Here is an 18,399-nt window from a genome sequence, read left to right on the forward strand (position 1 = left end):
ATCATCTATAACTTTTTAAGCCGTACGTCTCAATCTCCCCGCCAGACAACCCCGCTCCTTTTATAAACCTCGGTACATTTTCCAATCCCGGAAAAGTACCGAGGTTTTTTCGCGTTCAATATCTTCACGTTTAACAAGCTTCTCTGCACGCCTATCCCCACATATTTTCTAAACCGATTTTCGTCACATCCTCTGCTATAATGAAACTCAAAACTCTGTTCCTCTTTTATACGGTCAAGAAAACGGGTATAATCGACTCCAACCGATTCAACAGACAGAGAGTTTAACAGATAGAGAGGGCGGCTGTAACGATATGAGTTTGATGGAAAAAAGAGAACACCGGCAACATGCCGAAGACAAGCACGAAGCTTCGCGATCTTCGTTTGAGCGAGACTATTCGAGGTTAATCCATTCCCCGACGTTCCGCCGCTTGCAGGGCAAATCGCAAGTGTTCGGCGCGGGAACCGGCGATTATTATCGCACAAGGTTAACCCACTCGCTCGAAGTTGCGCAAATTGCGCGGCAAGCTGCGAAAAATCTAGTCTTTCAACATCCCGAAATCACATTGGAGCGTGCAGATAGCCCGGGGCTTGTACTGGACCCGGAAGTCGTCGAATGTGCGTCGATCGCGCATGATTTCGGGCATCCTCCATTTGGACATAAAGGCGAAGAAGTGCTTGCTGATATTTTGGAAAAGTTGATCGAAGACCGGACGCATAAAGCACTTCGCGGCAAAAAAGAAACCGCCGAACAAAAACGTGCCAAGCGCAGTGAAATGCGTTACCGCTATGAACATTTCGAAGGCAACGCCCATAATTTTAGGTTAATGATGTTTTTGGAGAAGCGCGAAAACTTGGATGGACTGAACTTGTCGGACGCGGTGCTGCTTGGCATTAACAAGTATCCGTTCTCCGGTCTTGAAAATAAAAAAGGCATGTACCGCAACGAATGGAATTATATTTCGAATATACGTAATGAATGGCGAATTCCGGAAAGCAAAACGACGCTCGAAGCGCAGTTGATGGATTTATGCGACGATATCGCGTATTCCGCGCACGATTTGGAAGACGGCATCAAAGCAGGCAAGATCGAAGTCCATGAACACTTTATGCACGACGAAGGCACGCACCGATTGATTTTGGAAAAAATTCAAACGCTTGAAGATCGGGTATGGCAAGGAGTAGACCGGGAATCGATCAGCATGAAAGTCAGCGCGGTACTCGACGATTATCTTCAGGTCTGGAATTCCAAATGGCCGGTATGCGATCGGGACTTTTCCCGTACGCGGCGTGAAGTTAAAGCGTATTGGGTCAATCATTTTGTCAGCAGTCTGGGTGTGATCGATGATGGCAATTGGAAAAAAGTCACGTTCGTCAAAGACGGCATGGAAAACGATGATATGCTGCGTACCGTGAGCGTGCTCAAAAGCTTCGCTTGGGTCACGATGATCCGGGATCTGCGCGTCCAACGATTGCAAAAACGCAGCGAATGGATTATCCGTCGTCTATGGGATGCTTTCGTTGATCCGAAAACGGCAGTATCGATTATTCCTAGCGATTGGATGCACCGTTTTGAACGCGACCAAAAGCAAGAAACGCCGGTCTGGACATGGGAGCGTATGGTGATCGATTATATCGCGGGCATGACCGATACGTTTGCGGAAAAAATCTACAACGAATTATATGGATTGAAAGTCGGTTCGATTTACGATATTGATTAAAGTTCCACACCGAAGCGAGCCGAGGCAACTCGGACGTAAGGGAAGGGGTAAGACATCATGAAGAAATTTACTTTAGGCATCTTAGATATGTCTCCGCGTTTGGATCGAGTTTCGGATGAAGAAGCTTTGCAGCAATCGGCGAAACTTGCGAGTCATGCCGAACAATGGGGTTATCATCGGTATTGGCTGTCCGAGCATCACGGAATGGATTCGCTAGCTTGTAGCGCGCCCGAAGTGATGCTGGCGCATATCGGCGCTCGTACGAACCATATTCGGATCGGCGCGGGTGCGATATTGCTGCCTCATTATAGCCCACTGAAAGTCGCGGAGTGCTTTAACTTACTTGCGGCTTTGTATCCGGGGCGAATCGATCTAGGCATCGGTAGAGCGCCGGGCGGGGACGCGCATACAACGATGGCGCTTAGCGGCAATTTCTTGTCCCATGTCGGAGAAATGCCGGATAAAGTTCGCACCTTATGCGAAATTTTGGACGGCAGTTACCGCTACGACGGCGAAGCCGTACAAGCACGTCCGAACCCCAAGCAACCGCCGGAACTATGGATGCTCGGTACGAATACCAAAAGCGCGAATATGGCAGCACAATGCGGCGCGTATTATACATTCGGCCAATTCATGAGTTCGACGGACGGGACAGAAGTGGTGCAAAATTACCGCGAACAGTTCCAACCCACAGCAACGCGCGAGAAGTCGCATGTGATGATTGCCGTACACGCGATCTGCGCCGAAACCGATAGCCAAGCCCTAACGCTAGCCGAACAGTTCCGAGCGCAGTTCCCGCAATCGTCAATCGGTCGCCCGGATTTAAAAGGCAAAGACGACCGCATGTCGATGATCTTAGGCGACGTAGACCGCGTACGCGAACGATTACTCGACCTGCAAGAAACGTACCAAGCCGACGAGATCATGGTCGTCTCACCCGTAACCAATTACACTGACCGCCTAGACTCTTACCGCCTGATCGCTGAAGCAGCAGGGCTAAACTAATCAAATCAACAAATAATCTTTTAAATATCAACAAAACATTTAAGCAAAAAAGGCTATCCATTAGGATAGCCTTTACTTGTTGAGAACACCAAACGTAACTGGAAGCGAGGAGACGGAGAGGGATTCAGTGCAGGAACGATAGTGTTCGCCTTTGAACTTGAGAAAACTCCTATCAAAAGTTAAATCAATTTTCTCAAGTTCAACAAGCGACCGAAACGAATCCCTCGTAGTCTTGTTGTTTCCCACCTTCACGTAACTTTCTCCACAAAACTAAGGCTACCTCACAACTAGCCTTTTTTCTGCTTCTCCGCATGTGAGCGTAACAACGCGATCCCTTCCGCAATTCTCCGCTCGTTCAGCATCGAGAAACTCAGCCGAATATGCTGATCCAGCCGTCCCGCCGGATCGAAAAACGACCCCGGCACAAACGAAATCGCGTCTTCTTTAGAGCCGCTCCCTAGCGCGTCCGCAAGCAATTGCTTCGGTTTGATCTCCTCCGGCAACTCTATCCATAGATTCAGACCGCCTTGCGGCGAATTCCAATGCCAGCACGAGCCTTGTAGCGCTTGTTCCATCGCTTCTTTACGTAGTTGCAACGCGGTACGCAGCTTATGCAGATGCCGACGCGACCGTTCCGATTGAAATTGATACGCGAACACTTTTTGATTCAATAGCGGCGTGCCGCCCGTACTTCTCGCTTTTGCCACCAACAGACGACGCATCAGATCCGCACGTGCCGCAAGGCAGCCGATCCGCAGACCCGGGAACACGTATTTGCTAAAACTACGGATATAGATCGTATTGCCCGATGTATCGTAACTATAAACGGGAGGAGGAGGCGGCGCATCGAAATACACATCGCGAAACGCATCGTCTTCCACCAAAATACAATTGTAAGTCTCGGCAAGGTCCGCAAGTTGTTTGCGCTGCTCGGCAGGCACGCACCATCCGGTCGGATTATGGAAAGTCGGATTCAGATAAAAAAGAACCGGACGATGGCGGCGCATCAGCGCTTCGATCTCGTCCATGCGGTAACCGTCGGGATGAATATCGACTGGCACTAACCGCGCGTTGCGATGATTGAACATTTCGATCGCCACGCTATAGCTCGGTTGTTCGATCAGTACCGCGTCGCCGGGACGCACCAACGCTTCGCAAGTCAGATGAATCGCTTCTTGCCCGCCGTTCGTCACCAGCAATTCTTGACCTTCCGGTACGAAGCCGCAAGTTTCCGACATATAGCGGCGCATCACGTTCAGCAATTCTTCGTCGCCTTGCAGCGGGGCATACGTACCGAGTACACGCGGGTGCAGGTCGAATACATGCTTTGCTTCTTCCGCCAGATATGAATTAGGAAGCAGCAGCGGATCGATTAGCGCTTGCGAAAATTGATACCGGCATTCGACGCTATGCAGTTCGCCCAGAAGTGCGGGCTGCGAAGCTTCCGTGATCATAGTCTCCGAATCGGAAGTCTCAAAATCATCCGAACGAAAGCGCTGTACGCTAGCAAATCCGGTTTCCGCAGGGCGACGAGGGACGGTCAGGTAATAACCGGATTTTTCACGCGATTCGATCAATCCTTCGTCTTTGAGACGATTATAAGCTTTGTATACGGTCAAGCGGTGCAGCCCGGTTTCTTCAGACATTCGCCGAACCGAAGGCAATTTTTCTCCTTCGATCCAATCGCCTCGAGCGATCCGAATCCGAAGTTCCACCGCAAGCTCCGCAGAGTTAGCAAGAGGTAACAAAAATCCGTCAGGGACGGTATGAGAGCGATTCGATCTCGAATTTCCACGTGGACTAGCCGAATCGGTCTGACGATCGCGTTTATATGAATAAAGGGAAGGGTGCTGTTCCATGATGGGTTCTCCCTACTTCCGGGGTTGCCGGATCTGAATGTGTGAGTATTGAGACTATCATAGCTGATTTTACGGTAATGTACAGACAATCTGTTCTATTTTTATAGATCTGTTCTATTGACGCCCCTTTACAATAGCAAGCAAAGGGGGAGAACAGATGATTTTATTGGGTTACTTGATCATGTGCTTGATTTTCGGAACGACTTTTTTGGCGATTAAACTAGGGGTAGAAGCAGGTTTGCCGCCTTTTTTTGGAGCAGGGGTTCGATTTTTAGCAGCAGGTCTGATTTTAATGATCTGGATGAAAGTACGTGGGAAGATCAGTTTTTCGCTACTTTTACGTAAAGAAACGTTGTTTACAGGGATCGGCATGACGTTTATTACGTTCGCGGCGGTGTATTGGGCGGAGCAATATATTTCTTCGGGTCTAGCTTCGGTACTCTCTGCGACAGGTCCGGCTTTTATTTTGTTGATGCAAGCCGGGGTATCTCGCGTTCGAATTCCTAAAATCGCATTAACCGGAACATTGATTGGGACAGCAGGCGTAGCGCTTTTGCTGTTGCCCGGTGCTGAAAATAAAACGGGATCGATGTGGTGGATTGCCGGAATGGTCGTGATTGTAGGCGAACTTGGATATGCTGCCGGTACGCTGGTTGCCCGATATACCAGCAAAAAGTTCCCGGAAGCTTCACCGACCTCACTCAATGCGGCTCAAATGATACACGGTGGCTGGTTGCTACTCCTTTTGTCGCTTTTAACAGAAGGCGGTGCAGCGGAAGTAACGAATATGTCCCATGCACTTCTTTCGCTTTTATACTTAACTTTGGTTGGCTCGATGGCAGGGCATACGTTATTTTATTGGTTGATTTCGCGCACGCATCCTGTTTTTCCGTCGACATGGTTATACGTATCGCCGTTTATCGCGTTAACGCTTGGCGCTATCGTCTACGACGAACCGCTACATTGGAATGCAGCACTTGGCTCGCTAATCGTATTGATCGGGGTGCTTCTTACGAATATGGAAGCGATCCGTTCGATGTTTCGAGCTCGTAAAGCGGCAGCGAAATTGCGAAGTCAGTCTTAACCGGGATACGTAGCACAAAAAGCACGGACATTCGACAGCAGTCGGACGCCGTGCTTGTAGTATTTTTCCTGCTTTTTTTGAAAAAATTTCTACTATTATATATAGCGTAACTTGTATTGCAGATTAACCTTGACCAACCTGATTAGTATTTACGCGCGTAATCCACGAGGTTGCGTGGCAACGTTTCGCCTTTGACAAAAGCTTTAAGGTTATCGATAAAAATTTCAGTAGCGCGTACATCGTAATGATCGGTATTGCCTGCGACATGCGGAGTGATAATGACGTCTTCGCGTTTCCATAACGGATGGTCTTCCGGCAGCGGTTCTTGTTCGAATACATCCAATGCCGCGCCTGATAAAATGCCTTTTTCCAAAGCTTCAAGCAGCGCGTCCGTATCGACGCTTTGACCTCGACCTACATTGATAAACAGCGTACCACGCTTCATATAATCGAAACTTTTTGCATTGAAAAAGTGTTCGGTCTGATCGGTTAGCGGCAAAATGCTAACGATCACATTGCCTTTGCCGAAAGCTTCTTCGATCCCGTCGGTTGTATACATTTCGTCGATATATTCTTCGGGACGTCCAGAATGACGCACTCCGATCGTGTTCATTCCGAAAGCTTTGGCGAGTCTAGCTGTAGCGCGTCCGATATGACCGGTTCCGACAATCACCATCGTGCGTCCTGATGCTTCGCCATAATTGCCTTTTTTGTCCCATACGCCTTGCGCTTGGTTGCGAATATTTAGATGCAAGCTGCGTGTCATACTGAGAAGTACGGCGAAAATATGCTCGGAAATCGGAATCGCGTGAACGCCGCCGGAATTCGTCAATGCGATATTTTTACGTTCGAAGGCATCCAGTGGGAAGTAATCGACCCCAGCCGACCACGATTGCACCCATTTTAGCGAATCGCTTTCGATCGCGGCTTGCTCCGTTTTGCGATTCCAGCCGACCAAAATATCTGCGCTGCGTATTTGTTCAGGTGTCACTTCTTTGATCGGAACACTTTTTAATTCATAGTCCGGTGCGATCTCTCGGATTTGCTGAGTCTGTTCATCTGAAAAAGGATAAAGCGTCAAAATCGTTGGCATGATAAAGTGTTCCTCCTTGTTTTCGCAATCTCTATCTACCTATCTTAGCAAAGTTTGCTATATAAATCTTCTTACCTACATGAAGATGCGAAGGAGGATCGAAAAAAGGGTATAATACCCATAGCTAGAAAGCAGAGAAATGGTTGATTTAGAAAAAGGGGCGGTCACGATCGGAAAATACGTCATGTACGCTTTTGATTTTGGGTATCGGTTATTTATTCGGATACGCGATGACGAAGTGAGTGGAATCGGTGCGCAGCTTGCGTATTATTTATTGTTATCTTTTTTTCCGTTTTTGATTTTTATTGTGACGATGATCGGTTATGTCGACTTATCTATCGATCAGATGTTGAATGTAGCGCGTCAAGTGTTACCGAGAGCGGCGATGGATACGGTCGAAGGGATACTAAGCGAAGTGACGGGTGCGAACGGAACTTTGTTATCGGTCGGGATGCTCGCTACGATCTGGACGGCTTCTCGGGGCATTAATGCTGTAATCAAAGGATTAAACAAAGCGTATGACGTCGAGGAAAACCGGAAGTTTTGGCAGATTCGGTTAGTCTCGTTATTATCGACTCTTGTACTGGGGATCGTGCTGCTGGTTAGCGTCCTGTTAATCGTATTTGGACGTTGGATCGGGGATCAATTGAACCGTTTGCTGGATTACCCGCCGGGGTTTGAAAGCGTATGGGGACCGCTGCAATATGTGACACCCCTTGTGATATTGATCGCGGTATTCACTGCGTTGTACTGGATCGCGCCTAATCGTCAGATTAAGATTCGCGAAGCTTTTCCGGGAGCGGTATTTGCGACAATTGGATGGTTGCTTACGTCGTTGGCGTTTTCTTTCTACGTCAACAACTTCGGTAATTTTACGAAAACGTACGGGAGTCTTGGCGGGATTATCATTTTGCTGACGTGGCTGTATTTTAGCTCGATCATCATTATGGTCGGCGGCGAAGTGAACGCGACTTTGAAAGCAGGCAAAAGCGATCGGGTTCCAGCAAGGCAATCCACGCCGAGAGGAGGGTGATTAGTGATGTCGCAGCAAGAAAAAAGAAGCCCGCATCTGTTCGTTGCGATCCCGATAGGCGTAGAAGTCGGAATGCGACTGAACGCTTGGGCAAAATCGACATTCGGCGAATCTTCGTTTCGCCGCTGGACCGATCCCCGTGACGTTCATTTCACGCTGAAATTTCTGGGCAGTGTAGAAGAAGAGCGAATCGCGGAGATCAACGCCGCGCTTCGCGAAGCTTTGGCGCGCGAGACGCCGTTCGCGCTGGAACTTGCCGGCGCGGCAATCTTCGGCTTGCCGGAAGCGCCGCGCGTGCTGTTCGCCGAGCCAGCGTCAGGCTCGGCAGGGTTGTCGCGTCTTGCCGACGCGACAGAGGAGGCGCTTGCGCCGCTGGGCTTTGCGCGGGAAAAGCGCAGCTTCCGGGCGCATTTGACGCTGGCGCGTCAATATGCGGCAGATGCACCGGTGTTCGAGCCGGCGAAGCTTGCGTCGGCTCCGGCTTTATCGGTCGGGATCATCGACCGGGCAGTGTTATATCGGACGCATATGAATAAGAGCCCGATGTACGAAGAAGTATCTTCTTTTCCGCTCTTTAACACAAAAGACCCTTGAGTTCTCGATACGCCGAGAATTCAAGGGTCTTTTTATTGAGTCTTCATTTTAAGTGTTAAGCCAAAGCTCCTGCCAAAACGATCCGACCACGCGGTTGATCGCCTTCGGCATCCGGTTCAAGCGTAATCGCGACCATATCATAATCGCCAGGCTCCATTGTATACGTCAAAGCCCCTTTGCCGTCGCCCGATAAGAATGTACCGGCATTAATTTTTTGATCGCCTTTGATCAACCAGACTTGATACGCTTCGTTGCCGCTAAGCTTCGGTAAATCGCTAGCTTGAACGACTAGGCGCGTTCCGGTATCGTCTTGCACCATAGCTGCCATACCGGAAGCGGACGGATCTTCTTCGCTGCCGACCAAAGCCACCGTACGATCGACTTGAGCGCCTACAGCCGGGCTGTTTGCCGCTGTCAGTTGTTGCTGCATGTCTGAAGTGCGCTGCTCCATCGCAGTAAGGGTGGAACGCATATCGTTCATTTCGCTGCGAAGTTGCCCTGTATAGATTGCTAAAATCACAGCAGCGGCTGCCATGATCGTCGCTGCACCTGCCCACAGACTACGGCTCAGTCTTGCTTTTGCTGTTGAAACGACTGGAGTTGCTGTAGAGGTAGACTTTTCTGAATTCACACGATCATTTACGGCACGTACCGGTGATGGTGCAGTTTCTTCGAGGTGGCTGCGTTCTTCAACATCGCGACGAGCCGAATCTGCTTCAATACTTTGCAATGCTTGTTCGCGCATCATTTCTGTTTCCGAATTCCCCAATACATTTGCCAAAATACGATTTTTCATGCCGGATGGGGGAGTGACCGGTTTTGAGGCAAGCGCCAACATACCGGTTGTGTCTAGAAGTTCAGTTACGCGTTGTTGTTCTTCCGCATGTTCGGACAAAAAGAATTCATATTCGGCTTGTTCTAATTCATCCATTCCGCCGAGTGCATATTCTTCAGCAAGATCAATCATCGAATCTTTGCGTTCGCTCATCGTTACGATTCCCCCCTTTCTGTAAGAGTCAGTCTTTTTTGTAATTGCTTCAATGCAAGCCGGACACGGCTTTTGACCGTTCCGAGCGGGATATTGTAGCGTTCGGACACTTCCTGCTGCGTCAATCCCTTGTAGTAAATCAAGTCAATGACTTGTTGTTGTTCATCGCCAAGTTCCTGCAATGCGGTCAAAACACGTTCTCCTTCAAGCGTGCGTTCGACAGTTTGTTCCGTGTCCGATGATTCGTCAAGTATCGCATTAAGATGTTCGTCTTCAACAGGAATCGCTGCTGCTCTGGCGCTACGTCTTCTGAGCATATCAATTGAAATATTACGCGTCAGCGCAAACATCCAAGTCGATAATTTGCCGTTAGAGGAATTGTAACGTTCCGCATTGTTCCAAATTCGCATAAATAATTCTTGTACCGCTTCTTCCGCAGCCATCGAGTCGTTCAATAAACGGTAAGCGAAAGCATATACGGGTCTTTCGTAAGTATCATACAAAAGTTCGAGCGCCCCCGCATCTCGATCGGCAATTTGCCGAATCAGACGGAGGTCTTCCGTTTGTTCATTCATTCAGGAGCTCCTCTCAGTATTCTCCCTTCTATTATACCTTTCGCAAAATCTTTTACTATGGATGACATTATTTAAAAATAAAATTTAAAAAATAGCTTTTTTTATGATTCAAACCAAATTATTTGGTTATGAAACAAAACTATACTAGCCTATTTTGGGTCTGTAAACGGGATGAAAAAAGCTGAAAAAAGATTGCAAATTGAAAAAAATGTTCATGTAAGCTATAATGAGCTTTGTGCTTTTTTTTATCATTCCTCTTTCTATTCACAAAAACCTCGAAAAAGGCGAACGTACTTTCGGGAAAAATTCGATTCAAAACGAATTTGAGTGGTTACATAGGAAGGGAGTATGTCGAAAGTAAGGAGGATATTTATATTATGGAACAACTTAAAGATAACCGTTGGATCGTGCTATTGGTTGGCGTGATCTTAATTTTTGTTTGTGCAGCGACCGTGTGGACACTTAATGGTGTACGCCCATCTTATGCAGAAGCGGTAGACAAAACAGAAGGAACGTACGTGAGCATGGGGGCTTGCGAACGAACCGATTCGATATTCGATCATGTATTGTATCCAGAATTAAAGGCAAGGACCGCCGCTTGGACGCAACTGCAAGAGTCGAAATCAAACTCTGCGGCGGACAAGCAGCAGCAACAAAAAAGTAAATCCGCTGCCCAATCTAAAGTCGTAACTGCACAAAAGTCCGAAAAAAAGGCAACCGTCGCTTCAAAAACGAAAACTACTCAAAAAGAGACAGCATCGAGCGTCTCCAGTCAACAAAAGAGCAACAAGAAACAGGCTACGTCCACGCCAGTTTCCGCTCAAAAGACCGCATCCGCGGCAGAGGCCGATTCGAAAAAGAACTCGGTCACATCCCATACTCCCCCAACCCAATTGTTCTTCACTAGAACTGCGCTGCTCAGTCAAGATCAGTCTTCCGAAGCGACTTGGACTTACGATCTGTCTGATGAAGACGTACTTTTGCTTCAACGTATCGTCATGGCAGAAGCAGAAGGTGAACCTTATCCAGGTAAAGTCGCTGTCGCCAATGTTGTATTGAATCGTCTTCGTTCTGCGAATTTTCCCGATACGGTTAGAGATGTTATCTATCAACGATATCAGTTTTCACCTGTGCAAAATGGTCGTTTTGATCGCGTAACGCCTTCTGAAGATGCAGTCAAAGCAGTCGCTGAAGCTTTGAACGGTCGAAAAGAAGTGCCGGATGATACGTATTATTTCGTGTCGATTTCATTAGCTACCGACATGACGATTCCAAATACGCGCACACCGGTCAAAAAAATCGGGCATCATACGTTCTTCAAATAAATCAAACTGTATTCCTTAAGATCCCAGCTAAACAATAGCGAATTTGGGTTACATACGTTTACGCGTTATAATAAAGCGAAAGTCGTATACGCCAAAAGTTGAATATGCGATTTGTAGTATTCAAACACGTCTATTTGAAAGCGAAAGGAGCATGTCGATTATGAAAATTACGTATTATGGACACTCTGCTTTATTGGTAGAAGCCGAAGGGAAATCGATCATTATTGATCCGTTTTTGAGCGGTAATCCCGAATCAGGCATTCATCCTTCAGACATCAAAGTTGATGCCGTATTATTGACGCATGCGCATGGCGATCATTTCGGAGACACCATTGAAATCGCCAAAGCCAACAACTGTCCAGTTGTCGCTCCAGTCGAACTTGCCAATTATTGCTCGGAGCAAGGTGTAGAAGCGGTAGGTATGAACATCGGCGGTTCGCATCAATTCGACGGATTCAAAGTGAAGTACACGTTGGCATTCCACAGTTCTTCTTTGACTGTTGGCGATCGCGTCATTTATGGCGGCGAACCGGCAGGAATCTTGCTGACGATCGGCGGAAAAACATTGTACCATGCAGGGGATACCGCGCTGTTCGGCGATATGAAAATTATCGGGGAACTGAACAAGATCGACATTGCGGCACTTCCAATCGGAGATTTCTTTACGATGGGACCCGAAGATGCACAGATCGCAGCCAAATGGATTGGCGCACCTAAAGTATTGCCAATGCACTATGATACGTTCCCGCCAATTAAACAAGACGTAAACGCGTTTTGTGAAGGTTTGAAGAAAGACGGTATCGAAGGAATTGCTTTGAAAAACGGCGAGAGCCTCGACGTATAATGAAATAGATTTGATGAAGACCTTTCTTCTTTATAGAAGAAAGGTCTTTTTTGCGCGAAAATTTGCTAAACTATAAAAATGTTGTAGTCTCAAGAAAGCTATGATAAGTTTAATTTGACTAAATGACCAATAATTAAAATTAGTCATTTTTACAGATATAAAGTAGGAGGGGAACGTATTGGCTCATATTGATCGTCGCGAACTGATTTTACAAGCAGCTGCTCAATCGTTTTCATTATTCGGCTATAAAGCGACCACGATGGATCAGGTTGCAAAAATTGCGAACGTAGGAAAAGGAACCATCTATACGTTTTTTGAAAATAAAGAAGAATTATTCGATGAAATCTTGCTCAGTGCGATTCGTGAATTGCAACGCAGAGCCGAAGCGGAAATTCGCGCAGAGCGTCCTTTTTTCGAAAATATTTATCAAGCTTTGGATGCGATCTTGGAATTCCGCGAAGAACACGATTTATTTTTGAAATTGTCACAAGAATTACGCGATATCGGAACTCCACAAGCCAAAGCCGCTTTGTTTAAAGTGGAAAGCGTCGTACTCGAATTTTTACAACAAGTCGTACGCGAATCGATCGAAAAAGGTCTAATCCGCGAAGGCAACGCCGAAGTCATCGCATTCGGTATGCTGAAACTCTTTATCGCCCTCACCGGAGAATGGGAAATGCACCATCCCCCGATGTCCAAAGAAGAATTGAAGCAGCATATGTTCACCTTCTTGACTCAGGGCTTCACAACTGCTCCTTAATTCCTTTTAATTATCCAAGCCATGAAGCAGGTAAACGAAACGTAACTGGAAGCGGAAAGACGGAGAGAGAAATTCAGTGAAGGTAAAGCATTTCGGAGAAATGCACTTCGGAAGCATACGCTAGCATTTCGGAGAAATGCACTTCGGAAGCATATGCGATAGTGTTCGCCTTTGTGGTGCAGATTTTCCGGGAATAAGCCTTAAAATTTGCACCGCTAATTGGGAAAGCTCAAATAAAAGGTTAAATCCTTTTTCCCAATTTCAACACGCGACCTAAAGGCTTTCGAAGAAAGACACATCGTAAACATACGCTAACGAATTTCTCTCGCAGTCTTTCTGCTTCCCCCACCCAAGTAACTGTTTTGCACATTTTGCATCATTGCTTGGACAAATTGCCCTACCCATAGGCAAAGTTATTTTTTTATCGTATAATGACTCAAAATCATGTTATTTCCCTGCGCACATCTTGCGTAAGGCAAACGCAGAGCTTCATACATCACTGCACTAATGCTTTGCCGCAAAACAAACTTTTATCGAGAAGATAAAAGAATTAAATTGCACGCCGTGTCAGCCGAATGTTACAATAGGGAAACTAAAAATCCAACTGCGAGCCCGTTTTTTTGGCGGGATGTGGAAGACTGCTTTTTGACCCCTGCGGACCCCCGCTGGATTCGAAAAGGAGTCTGTTCTCTTATATCTAAGGCTTTTCGGTTTTCGGTGGCTGCTCTATGCAAGTGCCTGTCTCTTTTGTCGGGATGAATGAATTTCATTATAGAAAGGTTGTTTGATGAAATGACTGGATTGCCTCCGAAACAGGGTCTATACGATCCGCAGTTTGAAAAAGATGCCTGCGGTATGGGCTTTATCGCCAATATTAAAGGAACGCCTGCGCACAATATCGTTCGTGACGCACTGACCATGCTTGAAAATATGGAGCATCGCGGCGGTCAAGGCGCCGAGCCGAACTCCGGTGACGGAGCCGGAATCATGTTGCAAATTCCGCACGACTTTTTCGCGGCGCAAGACCTAGGGTTCACGCTTCCTGCGGCGGGCGAGTATGGCGTCGGAATGTTATTTTTGTCGATGGACGACAAAATTCGTGCTCGTCATGAGTATATGCTCGGCGAGATTATCCAAGCAGAAGGACAGAAGTTGCTTGGTTTCCGTACCGTACCGACCGACGATAGTACACTCGGTTTTTCCGCCAAAGCAGCTAAGCCTTGCGTAAGACAAGTCTTTATCGGACGCGGCGAAGTGCACGGAACAGACGATTTGGCTTTTGAGCGCAAATTATATGTGATTCGCCGGTTGGCTGAAATGTCGATTCGTTACGCGGAAGGCGAAGGCGCAGAATCGTTCTATATCCCAAGCTTGTCGAGCCGCAAAATTGTCTACAAAGGCATGTTGACCACTGCTCAAGTCGGACTGTTCTACCCTGACCTTGCAGACGAACGTTTGTCTTCGGCAATTGCTTTGATCCACTCGCGCTTTAGTACGAATACATTCCCAAGCTGGGATCGCGCTCACCCGTATCGTTTCATGATTCACAACGGTGAAATCAATACGATGCGCGGCAACGTGAACTGGATGCACGCGCGTCAGACGTTGTTCGAAAGCGAAGTGTTCGGCGCCGATCTGGACAAAGTAAAACCTGTAATCAACCCGGACGGTTCGGATACAGCAATGTTCGACAATACTTTCGAATTTTTGTATCTGAGCGGACGTTCACTGCCACACGTGGCAATGATGATGGTTCCAGAACCGTGGAGCAAGCACGAAACGATGGACGACACGAAAAAAGCCTTTTACGAATATCATAGTTGTCTGATGGAGCCGTGGGATGGACCAGCCGCTATGGCATTTACGGACGGCGTGCAAATCGGAGCGATTCTTGACCGTAACGGTCTTCGCCCGGCTCGTTATTACGTAACGAAAGATGACCGTATTATCTTGTCTTCCGAAGCTGGCGTATTGGACGTTGCTCCTGAAGATATTTTGTACAAAGATCGTCTGCGTCCAGGCAGAATGCTCTTGATCGATACGAAGCAAGGACGCATCGTGTCGGATGAAGAAGTGAAGCAGCAAATCTCGTCGGAAGAGCCTTACCGCGAATGGCTCGACGAGCATATGATCAACTTGGACGAATTGCCAGAAGCCAAAGAACCGATTGCGCCGAAGCACGAAAATGTGACGCAGCTGCAATTGTCGTTTGGTTATACCTTCGAAGAACTGCGTAAAGTATTGGAGCCGATCGCGTCGACAGGAATCGAAGCAACGGGTTCGATGGGTTACGACGCACCGATCGCAGTCTTGTCGGATAAACCGCAGCGTCTGTATAACTATTTCAAGCAGATGTTTGCCCAAGTGACGAATCCGCCGATCGATGCGATTCGCGAAGAGATCGTAACGTCGGCTTCGACCGCGATCGGTCCAGAGCGTAACTTGCTGCTGGCGGAACCGGAAAGTTGCCGTATGATTTCGCTTGATACACCGGTTCTTTCTAATGAGGACTTTGCTAAAATCCGTCATGTGCACCGTCACCGTCCAGGTTTCCGTGCGATGACGATTCCGATCTTTTTCGAAGCGGCAAAAGGCGCCGAAGGTCTGCGCGAAGCACTGGACAAAATGTGTGAAGCCGCTGACCGCGTTATCGAAAAAGGTCATAATATCTTGATCTTGTCCGACAAAGGCGTCGATCGCCAAAATGCTGCAATTCCAGCTTTGCTGGCTGTTGCCAACATGCACCACCATTTGATTCGCAAAGGTACGCGTACCAAAGTAACGTTGCTGCTGGAATCGGGCGAACCGCGTGATGTGCATCATTTTGCGTTGCTGCTTGGTTACGGCATCAGTGCAGTCAATCCGTACTTGGCGTTCGAAACCCTTGACGATATGATCTCGCAAGGCATGTTAAGAGGGATTTCGCATGAGAAAGCTGTGAAAAACTTCATTAAAGGCATGACCAAAGGCGTCGTGAAAATCTTGTCCAAAATGGGTATCTCGACGATCCAATCGTATCGCGGCGCACAAATTTTCGAAGCCGTAGGTCTGAAATCGGAATTTGTCGATCGCTACTTCACATGGACGCCAACGCGTATTGGCGGGATCGGATTGGAAGAAGTCGCATTCGATGCACTGCTTCAACATAACCGTGCATTCTCCGACAAAGACGGCATCGATAAAGTGCTGGATTCCGGCGGCGATTACCAATGGCGCAGCGACGGCGAAGAACATTTGTTCAATCCGCAAACGATCCATTTACTGCAACATGCGGTACGTACCGGCGATTACGAGACATACAAAAAATACGCGCGCTTGGTTGAAGGCGAGTCCAAAAAGCATCTGACTTTACGTGCATTGCTTAATCTCAAACCAGCTGGCGAAGCGGTTCCGCTTGAAGAAGTCGAATCGGCAGAGTCGATTATGAAACGCTTCAAAACAGGCGCGATGTCATTTGGTTCGATCAGTAAAGAAGCACATGAAGCGCTGGCAGTCGGGATGAACCGAATCGGCGGCAAAAGTAATACAGGCGAAGGCGGCGAAGACCCGGCACGCTTTATTCCAGAAGCGAACGGCGATTCGCGCCGTAGTGCGATCAAACAGGTCGCTTCGGGACGATTCGGCGTAACGTCGAACTATCTGGTGAACGCTGACGAAATCCAGATCAAAATGGCGCAAGGCGCAAAACCGGGCGAAGGCGGACAATTACCGGGTCGTAAAGTATATCCGTGGGTTGCCGAAGTTCGCGGTTCGACACCGGGCGTAGGTCTGATCTCGCCGCCACCGCACCACGATATTTATTCGATCGAAGATTTGGCTGAATTGATCTATGATTTGAAAAATGCGAATCCTCGCGCAGATATCAACGTGAAGTTGGTATCCGAAGTCGGGGTTGGTACGATTGCGGCAGGCGTAGCCAAAGGTCGCGCCGATATTATCCTCGTCAGCGGTTATGACGGCGGTACGGGCGCATCGCCGCAAGGTTCGATCCGTCACGCGGGTATGCCGTGGGAATTGGGTCTTGCCGAGACGCATCAGACATTGATTTTGAACAATCTGCGCGACCGCGTAGTGCTTGAGACAGACGGCAAAATGCTATCTGGACGCGACCTTGCGGTAGCGGCACTGCTTGGCGCGGAAGAATATGGCTTCTCGACAGCTCCGCTGATCGCAGTCGGTTGTATCATGATGCGCGTATGTCAATTGGATACTTGCCCAGTCGGCGTCGCGACGCAAAACCCGGAACTTCGCAAAAACTTCATGGGTGATCCTGAGCATGTCGTGAACTTTATGAAATTCGTAGCCGAAGACGTACGCGAGATCATGGCGAGTCTTGGCTTCCGTAGTATTCAAGAGATGGTCGGACGTACCGATTGCCTCGACACAGTGGATGCTTCGCATCATTGGAAAAAGAAAGGGCTGGATCTGTCGCCACTTCTGCATATTCCGCAGCTTCCAGAAGGCAGTGCGCCTTACCGTACGCAAACGCAAAACCACGGCTTGGAGCAAACGCTCGATATGCGTGAGTTGCTGAATGTTGCGGCTCCTGCGCTTGAGCGTGGGGAGAAAGTCGAAGCTCATTTCAAAATTACGAATGTGGATCGCGCCGCGGGTACGATTCTCGGCAGCGAAGTGACGCGCAAATACGGAGCGGCAGGTCTACCTGACGATACGATTACGCTGCGCTTTACAGGTTCGGCAGGTCAGAGCTTGGGGGCATTCGTACCGAAAGGCATCACGCTTGAAGTATCGGGCGATTCCAATGACTATGTCGGCAAAGGTCTATCGGGCGGTAAAATCATCGTGAAGCCTGATCCGAAATCGACCTTCAAGTCGGAAGAAAATATCATCATCGGTAACACGGCGCTGTACGGAGCAACAGGCGGCGAAGCGTATATCAGCGGGATCGCGGGTGAGCGTTTTGCCGTGCGTAACTCTGGTGCGAAGATTGTCGTTGAAGGTACAGGCGATCACGGCTGCGAATATATGACAGGCGGACGCGTCGTGGTCTTAGGTACGACAGGACGTAACTTTGCAGCCGGTATGTCAGGCGGCGTTGCGTACATCTATGATGGGACAGGCGACTTCGTTGACCGTTGCAATCTGGAGATGGTTCTGCTTGAGAATCTGGAAGACGCAGCGGAAAAAGAAGAAGTACGCGGCATGATCGAGCGTCACGCGCAGCTTACCGGAAGCGGTGTAGCGAAGCTGATCCTTGACGGTTGGGAACAGACGTCATCGCGCTTTGTCCGCGTTATTCCAAAAGACTACAAACGGATGCTGGAGCAGATCGAAAAAGCAGAATCGACGGGTCTGACTGGCGAAGCTGCATTGCTTGCGGCATTTGAAGCGAATATGCGCGAACTGGCACGTACAGGCGGTTAATGGCATAAGTAAATAAAGATAGCCCGTTGAGTTCTCGTTAGAGAAACCAACGGGCTTTTTTCTTGAAAAAATGACCAGATTAGATCGTTGTCTATGTTACATTGATAAAGGATATAAAGTCGAAAACGATTGAA

General features: G+C 48.2%; 13 protein-coding genes. 9 read left to right on the forward strand and 4 right to left on the reverse strand.

All coding sequences use genetic code 11. From position 1 onward, the window contains the following. The first annotated feature begins 313 nt into the window (after positions 1–313). A complete protein-coding gene (locus NOM90_RS07435) occupies positions 314–1,720 on the forward strand; it encodes a deoxyguanosinetriphosphate triphosphohydrolase family protein (RefSeq protein ID WP_255941059.1) in 1,407 nt (468 codons plus the stop codon). Between the two features lie 57 nt (positions 1,721–1,777). Continuing rightward, complete coding sequence (locus NOM90_RS07440) at positions 1,778–2,725, forward strand: LLM class flavin-dependent oxidoreductase (protein WP_255941060.1); 948 nt, start codon at positions 1,778–1,780, stop codon at positions 2,723–2,725. A gap of 287 nt (positions 2,726–3,012) precedes the next feature. Here NOM90_RS07440 and NOM90_RS07445 read toward each other — a convergent pair whose 3' ends face one another. Next, positions 3,013–4,584 carry an aminotransferase-like domain-containing protein gene (locus tag NOM90_RS07445; RefSeq protein WP_255941061.1) on the reverse strand — a complete coding sequence of 524 codons (1,572 nt, stop codon included), beginning with the start codon at positions 4,582–4,584 and terminating at the stop codon, positions 3,013–3,015. Between the two features lie 157 nt (positions 4,585–4,741). On the opposite strand from NOM90_RS07445, the gene NOM90_RS07450 reads away from it, so the two are divergent. After that, positions 4,742–5,668, forward strand: a complete 927-nt coding sequence (locus NOM90_RS07450; RefSeq protein ID WP_255941062.1) for a DMT family transporter — start codon at positions 4,742–4,744, stop codon at positions 5,666–5,668. Positions 5,669–5,810: 142 nt separating this feature from the next. On the opposite strand, the gene NOM90_RS07455 is transcribed toward NOM90_RS07450, so the two are convergent. After that, on the reverse strand, positions 5,811–6,761 hold the full coding sequence (locus tag NOM90_RS07455; protein ID WP_255941063.1) for a D-2-hydroxyacid dehydrogenase: 951 nt from the start codon (positions 6,759–6,761) through the stop codon (positions 5,811–5,813). 139 nt (positions 6,762–6,900) lie between these two features. Between NOM90_RS07455 and NOM90_RS07460 the strand changes: the two genes are divergently transcribed. Together NOM90_RS07460 and thpR are read left to right on the forward strand one after the other, a co-directional pair. Then, entirely contained in the window at positions 6,901–7,794 is an 894-nt protein-coding gene (locus tag NOM90_RS07460) for a YihY/virulence factor BrkB family protein (RefSeq protein WP_255941064.1), read from the forward strand. Positions 7,795–7,800: 6 nt separating this feature from the next. Continuing rightward, positions 7,801–8,388, forward strand: coding sequence for an RNA 2',3'-cyclic phosphodiesterase (gene thpR / locus NOM90_RS07465; protein ID WP_255941065.1), 588 nt, complete (start codon positions 7,801–7,803; stop codon positions 8,386–8,388). A 55-nt stretch (positions 8,389–8,443) separates the two neighbouring features. Here the strand turns inward: thpR and NOM90_RS07470 are convergent, their stop codons facing one another. Together NOM90_RS07470 and NOM90_RS07475 are read right to left on the reverse strand one after the other, a co-directional pair. After that, on the reverse strand, positions 8,444–9,376 hold the full coding sequence (locus NOM90_RS07470) for an anti-sigma factor (RefSeq protein ID WP_255941066.1): 933 nt from the start codon (positions 9,374–9,376) through the stop codon (positions 8,444–8,446). A 2-nt stretch (positions 9,377–9,378) separates the two neighbouring features. Continuing rightward, the gene (locus NOM90_RS07475; RefSeq protein WP_255941067.1) at positions 9,379–9,951 is read right to left on the reverse strand and encodes an RNA polymerase sigma factor; all 573 of its coding nucleotides are present in this window, start codon (positions 9,949–9,951) and stop codon (positions 9,379–9,381) included. 377 nt (positions 9,952–10,328) lie between these two features. Between NOM90_RS07475 and NOM90_RS07480 the strand changes: the two genes are divergently transcribed. From NOM90_RS07480 to gltB, 4 genes are all read left to right on the forward strand, one after another. Next, positions 10,329–11,276: a cell wall hydrolase gene (locus NOM90_RS07480; RefSeq protein WP_255941068.1), complete on the forward strand. Its 948-nt coding sequence runs from the start codon at positions 10,329–10,331 to the stop codon at positions 11,274–11,276. A gap of 160 nt (positions 11,277–11,436) precedes the next feature. Next, complete coding sequence (locus NOM90_RS07485) at positions 11,437–12,120, forward strand: metal-dependent hydrolase (RefSeq protein ID WP_255941069.1); 684 nt, start codon at positions 11,437–11,439, stop codon at positions 12,118–12,120. 178 nt (positions 12,121–12,298) lie between these two features. Then, entirely contained in the window at positions 12,299–12,880 is a 582-nt protein-coding gene (locus NOM90_RS07490) for a TetR/AcrR family transcriptional regulator (RefSeq protein ID WP_255941071.1), read from the forward strand. A gap of 792 nt (positions 12,881–13,672) precedes the next feature. Further along, positions 13,673–18,265: a glutamate synthase large subunit gene (gene gltB / locus NOM90_RS07495; RefSeq protein WP_255941072.1), complete on the forward strand. Its 4,593-nt coding sequence runs from the start codon at positions 13,673–13,675 to the stop codon at positions 18,263–18,265. Positions 18,266–18,399: the final 134 nt, after the last annotated feature.

Source organism: Saccharibacillus sp. JS10 (assembly GCF_024436065.1).
In the GTDB taxonomy this organism is placed as follows: Bacteria; Bacillota; Bacilli; order Paenibacillales; family Paenibacillaceae; genus Saccharibacillus.

Excerpts from the sequence above, each read along its gene's own strand:
- NOM90_RS07445 (WP_255941061.1), bottom strand. The coding sequence starts at position 4,584 with ATGGAACAGCACCCTTCCCTTTATTCATATAAACGCGATCGTCAGACC.
- NOM90_RS07455 (WP_255941063.1), bottom strand. The coding sequence starts at position 6,761 with ATGCCAACGATTTTGACGCTTTATCCTTTTTCAGATGAACAGACTCAG.
- NOM90_RS07485 (WP_255941069.1), top strand. The coding sequence starts at position 11,437 with ATGAAAATTACGTATTATGGACACTCTGCTTTATTGGTAGAAGCCGAA.
- NOM90_RS07470 (WP_255941066.1), bottom strand. The coding sequence starts at position 9,376 with ATGAGCGAACGCAAAGATTCGATGATTGATCTTGCTGAAGAATATGCA.
- NOM90_RS07440 (WP_255941060.1), top strand. The coding sequence starts at position 1,778 with ATGAAGAAATTTACTTTAGGCATCTTAGATATGTCTCCGCGTTTGGAT.
- thpR (WP_255941065.1), top strand. The coding sequence starts at position 7,801 with ATGTCGCAGCAAGAAAAAAGAAGCCCGCATCTGTTCGTTGCGATCCCG.
- gltB (WP_255941072.1), top strand. The coding sequence starts at position 13,673 with ATGACTGGATTGCCTCCGAAACAGGGTCTATACGATCCGCAGTTTGAA.
- NOM90_RS07460 (WP_255941064.1), top strand. The coding sequence starts at position 6,901 with ATGGTTGATTTAGAAAAAGGGGCGGTCACGATCGGAAAATACGTCATG.
- NOM90_RS07450 (WP_255941062.1), top strand. The coding sequence starts at position 4,742 with ATGATTTTATTGGGTTACTTGATCATGTGCTTGATTTTCGGAACGACT.
- NOM90_RS07480 (WP_255941068.1), top strand. The coding sequence starts at position 10,329 with ATGGAACAACTTAAAGATAACCGTTGGATCGTGCTATTGGTTGGCGTG.
- NOM90_RS07435 (WP_255941059.1), top strand. The coding sequence starts at position 314 with ATGAGTTTGATGGAAAAAAGAGAACACCGGCAACATGCCGAAGACAAG.
- NOM90_RS07475 (WP_255941067.1), bottom strand. The coding sequence starts at position 9,951 with ATGAATGAACAAACGGAAGACCTCCGTCTGATTCGGCAAATTGCCGAT.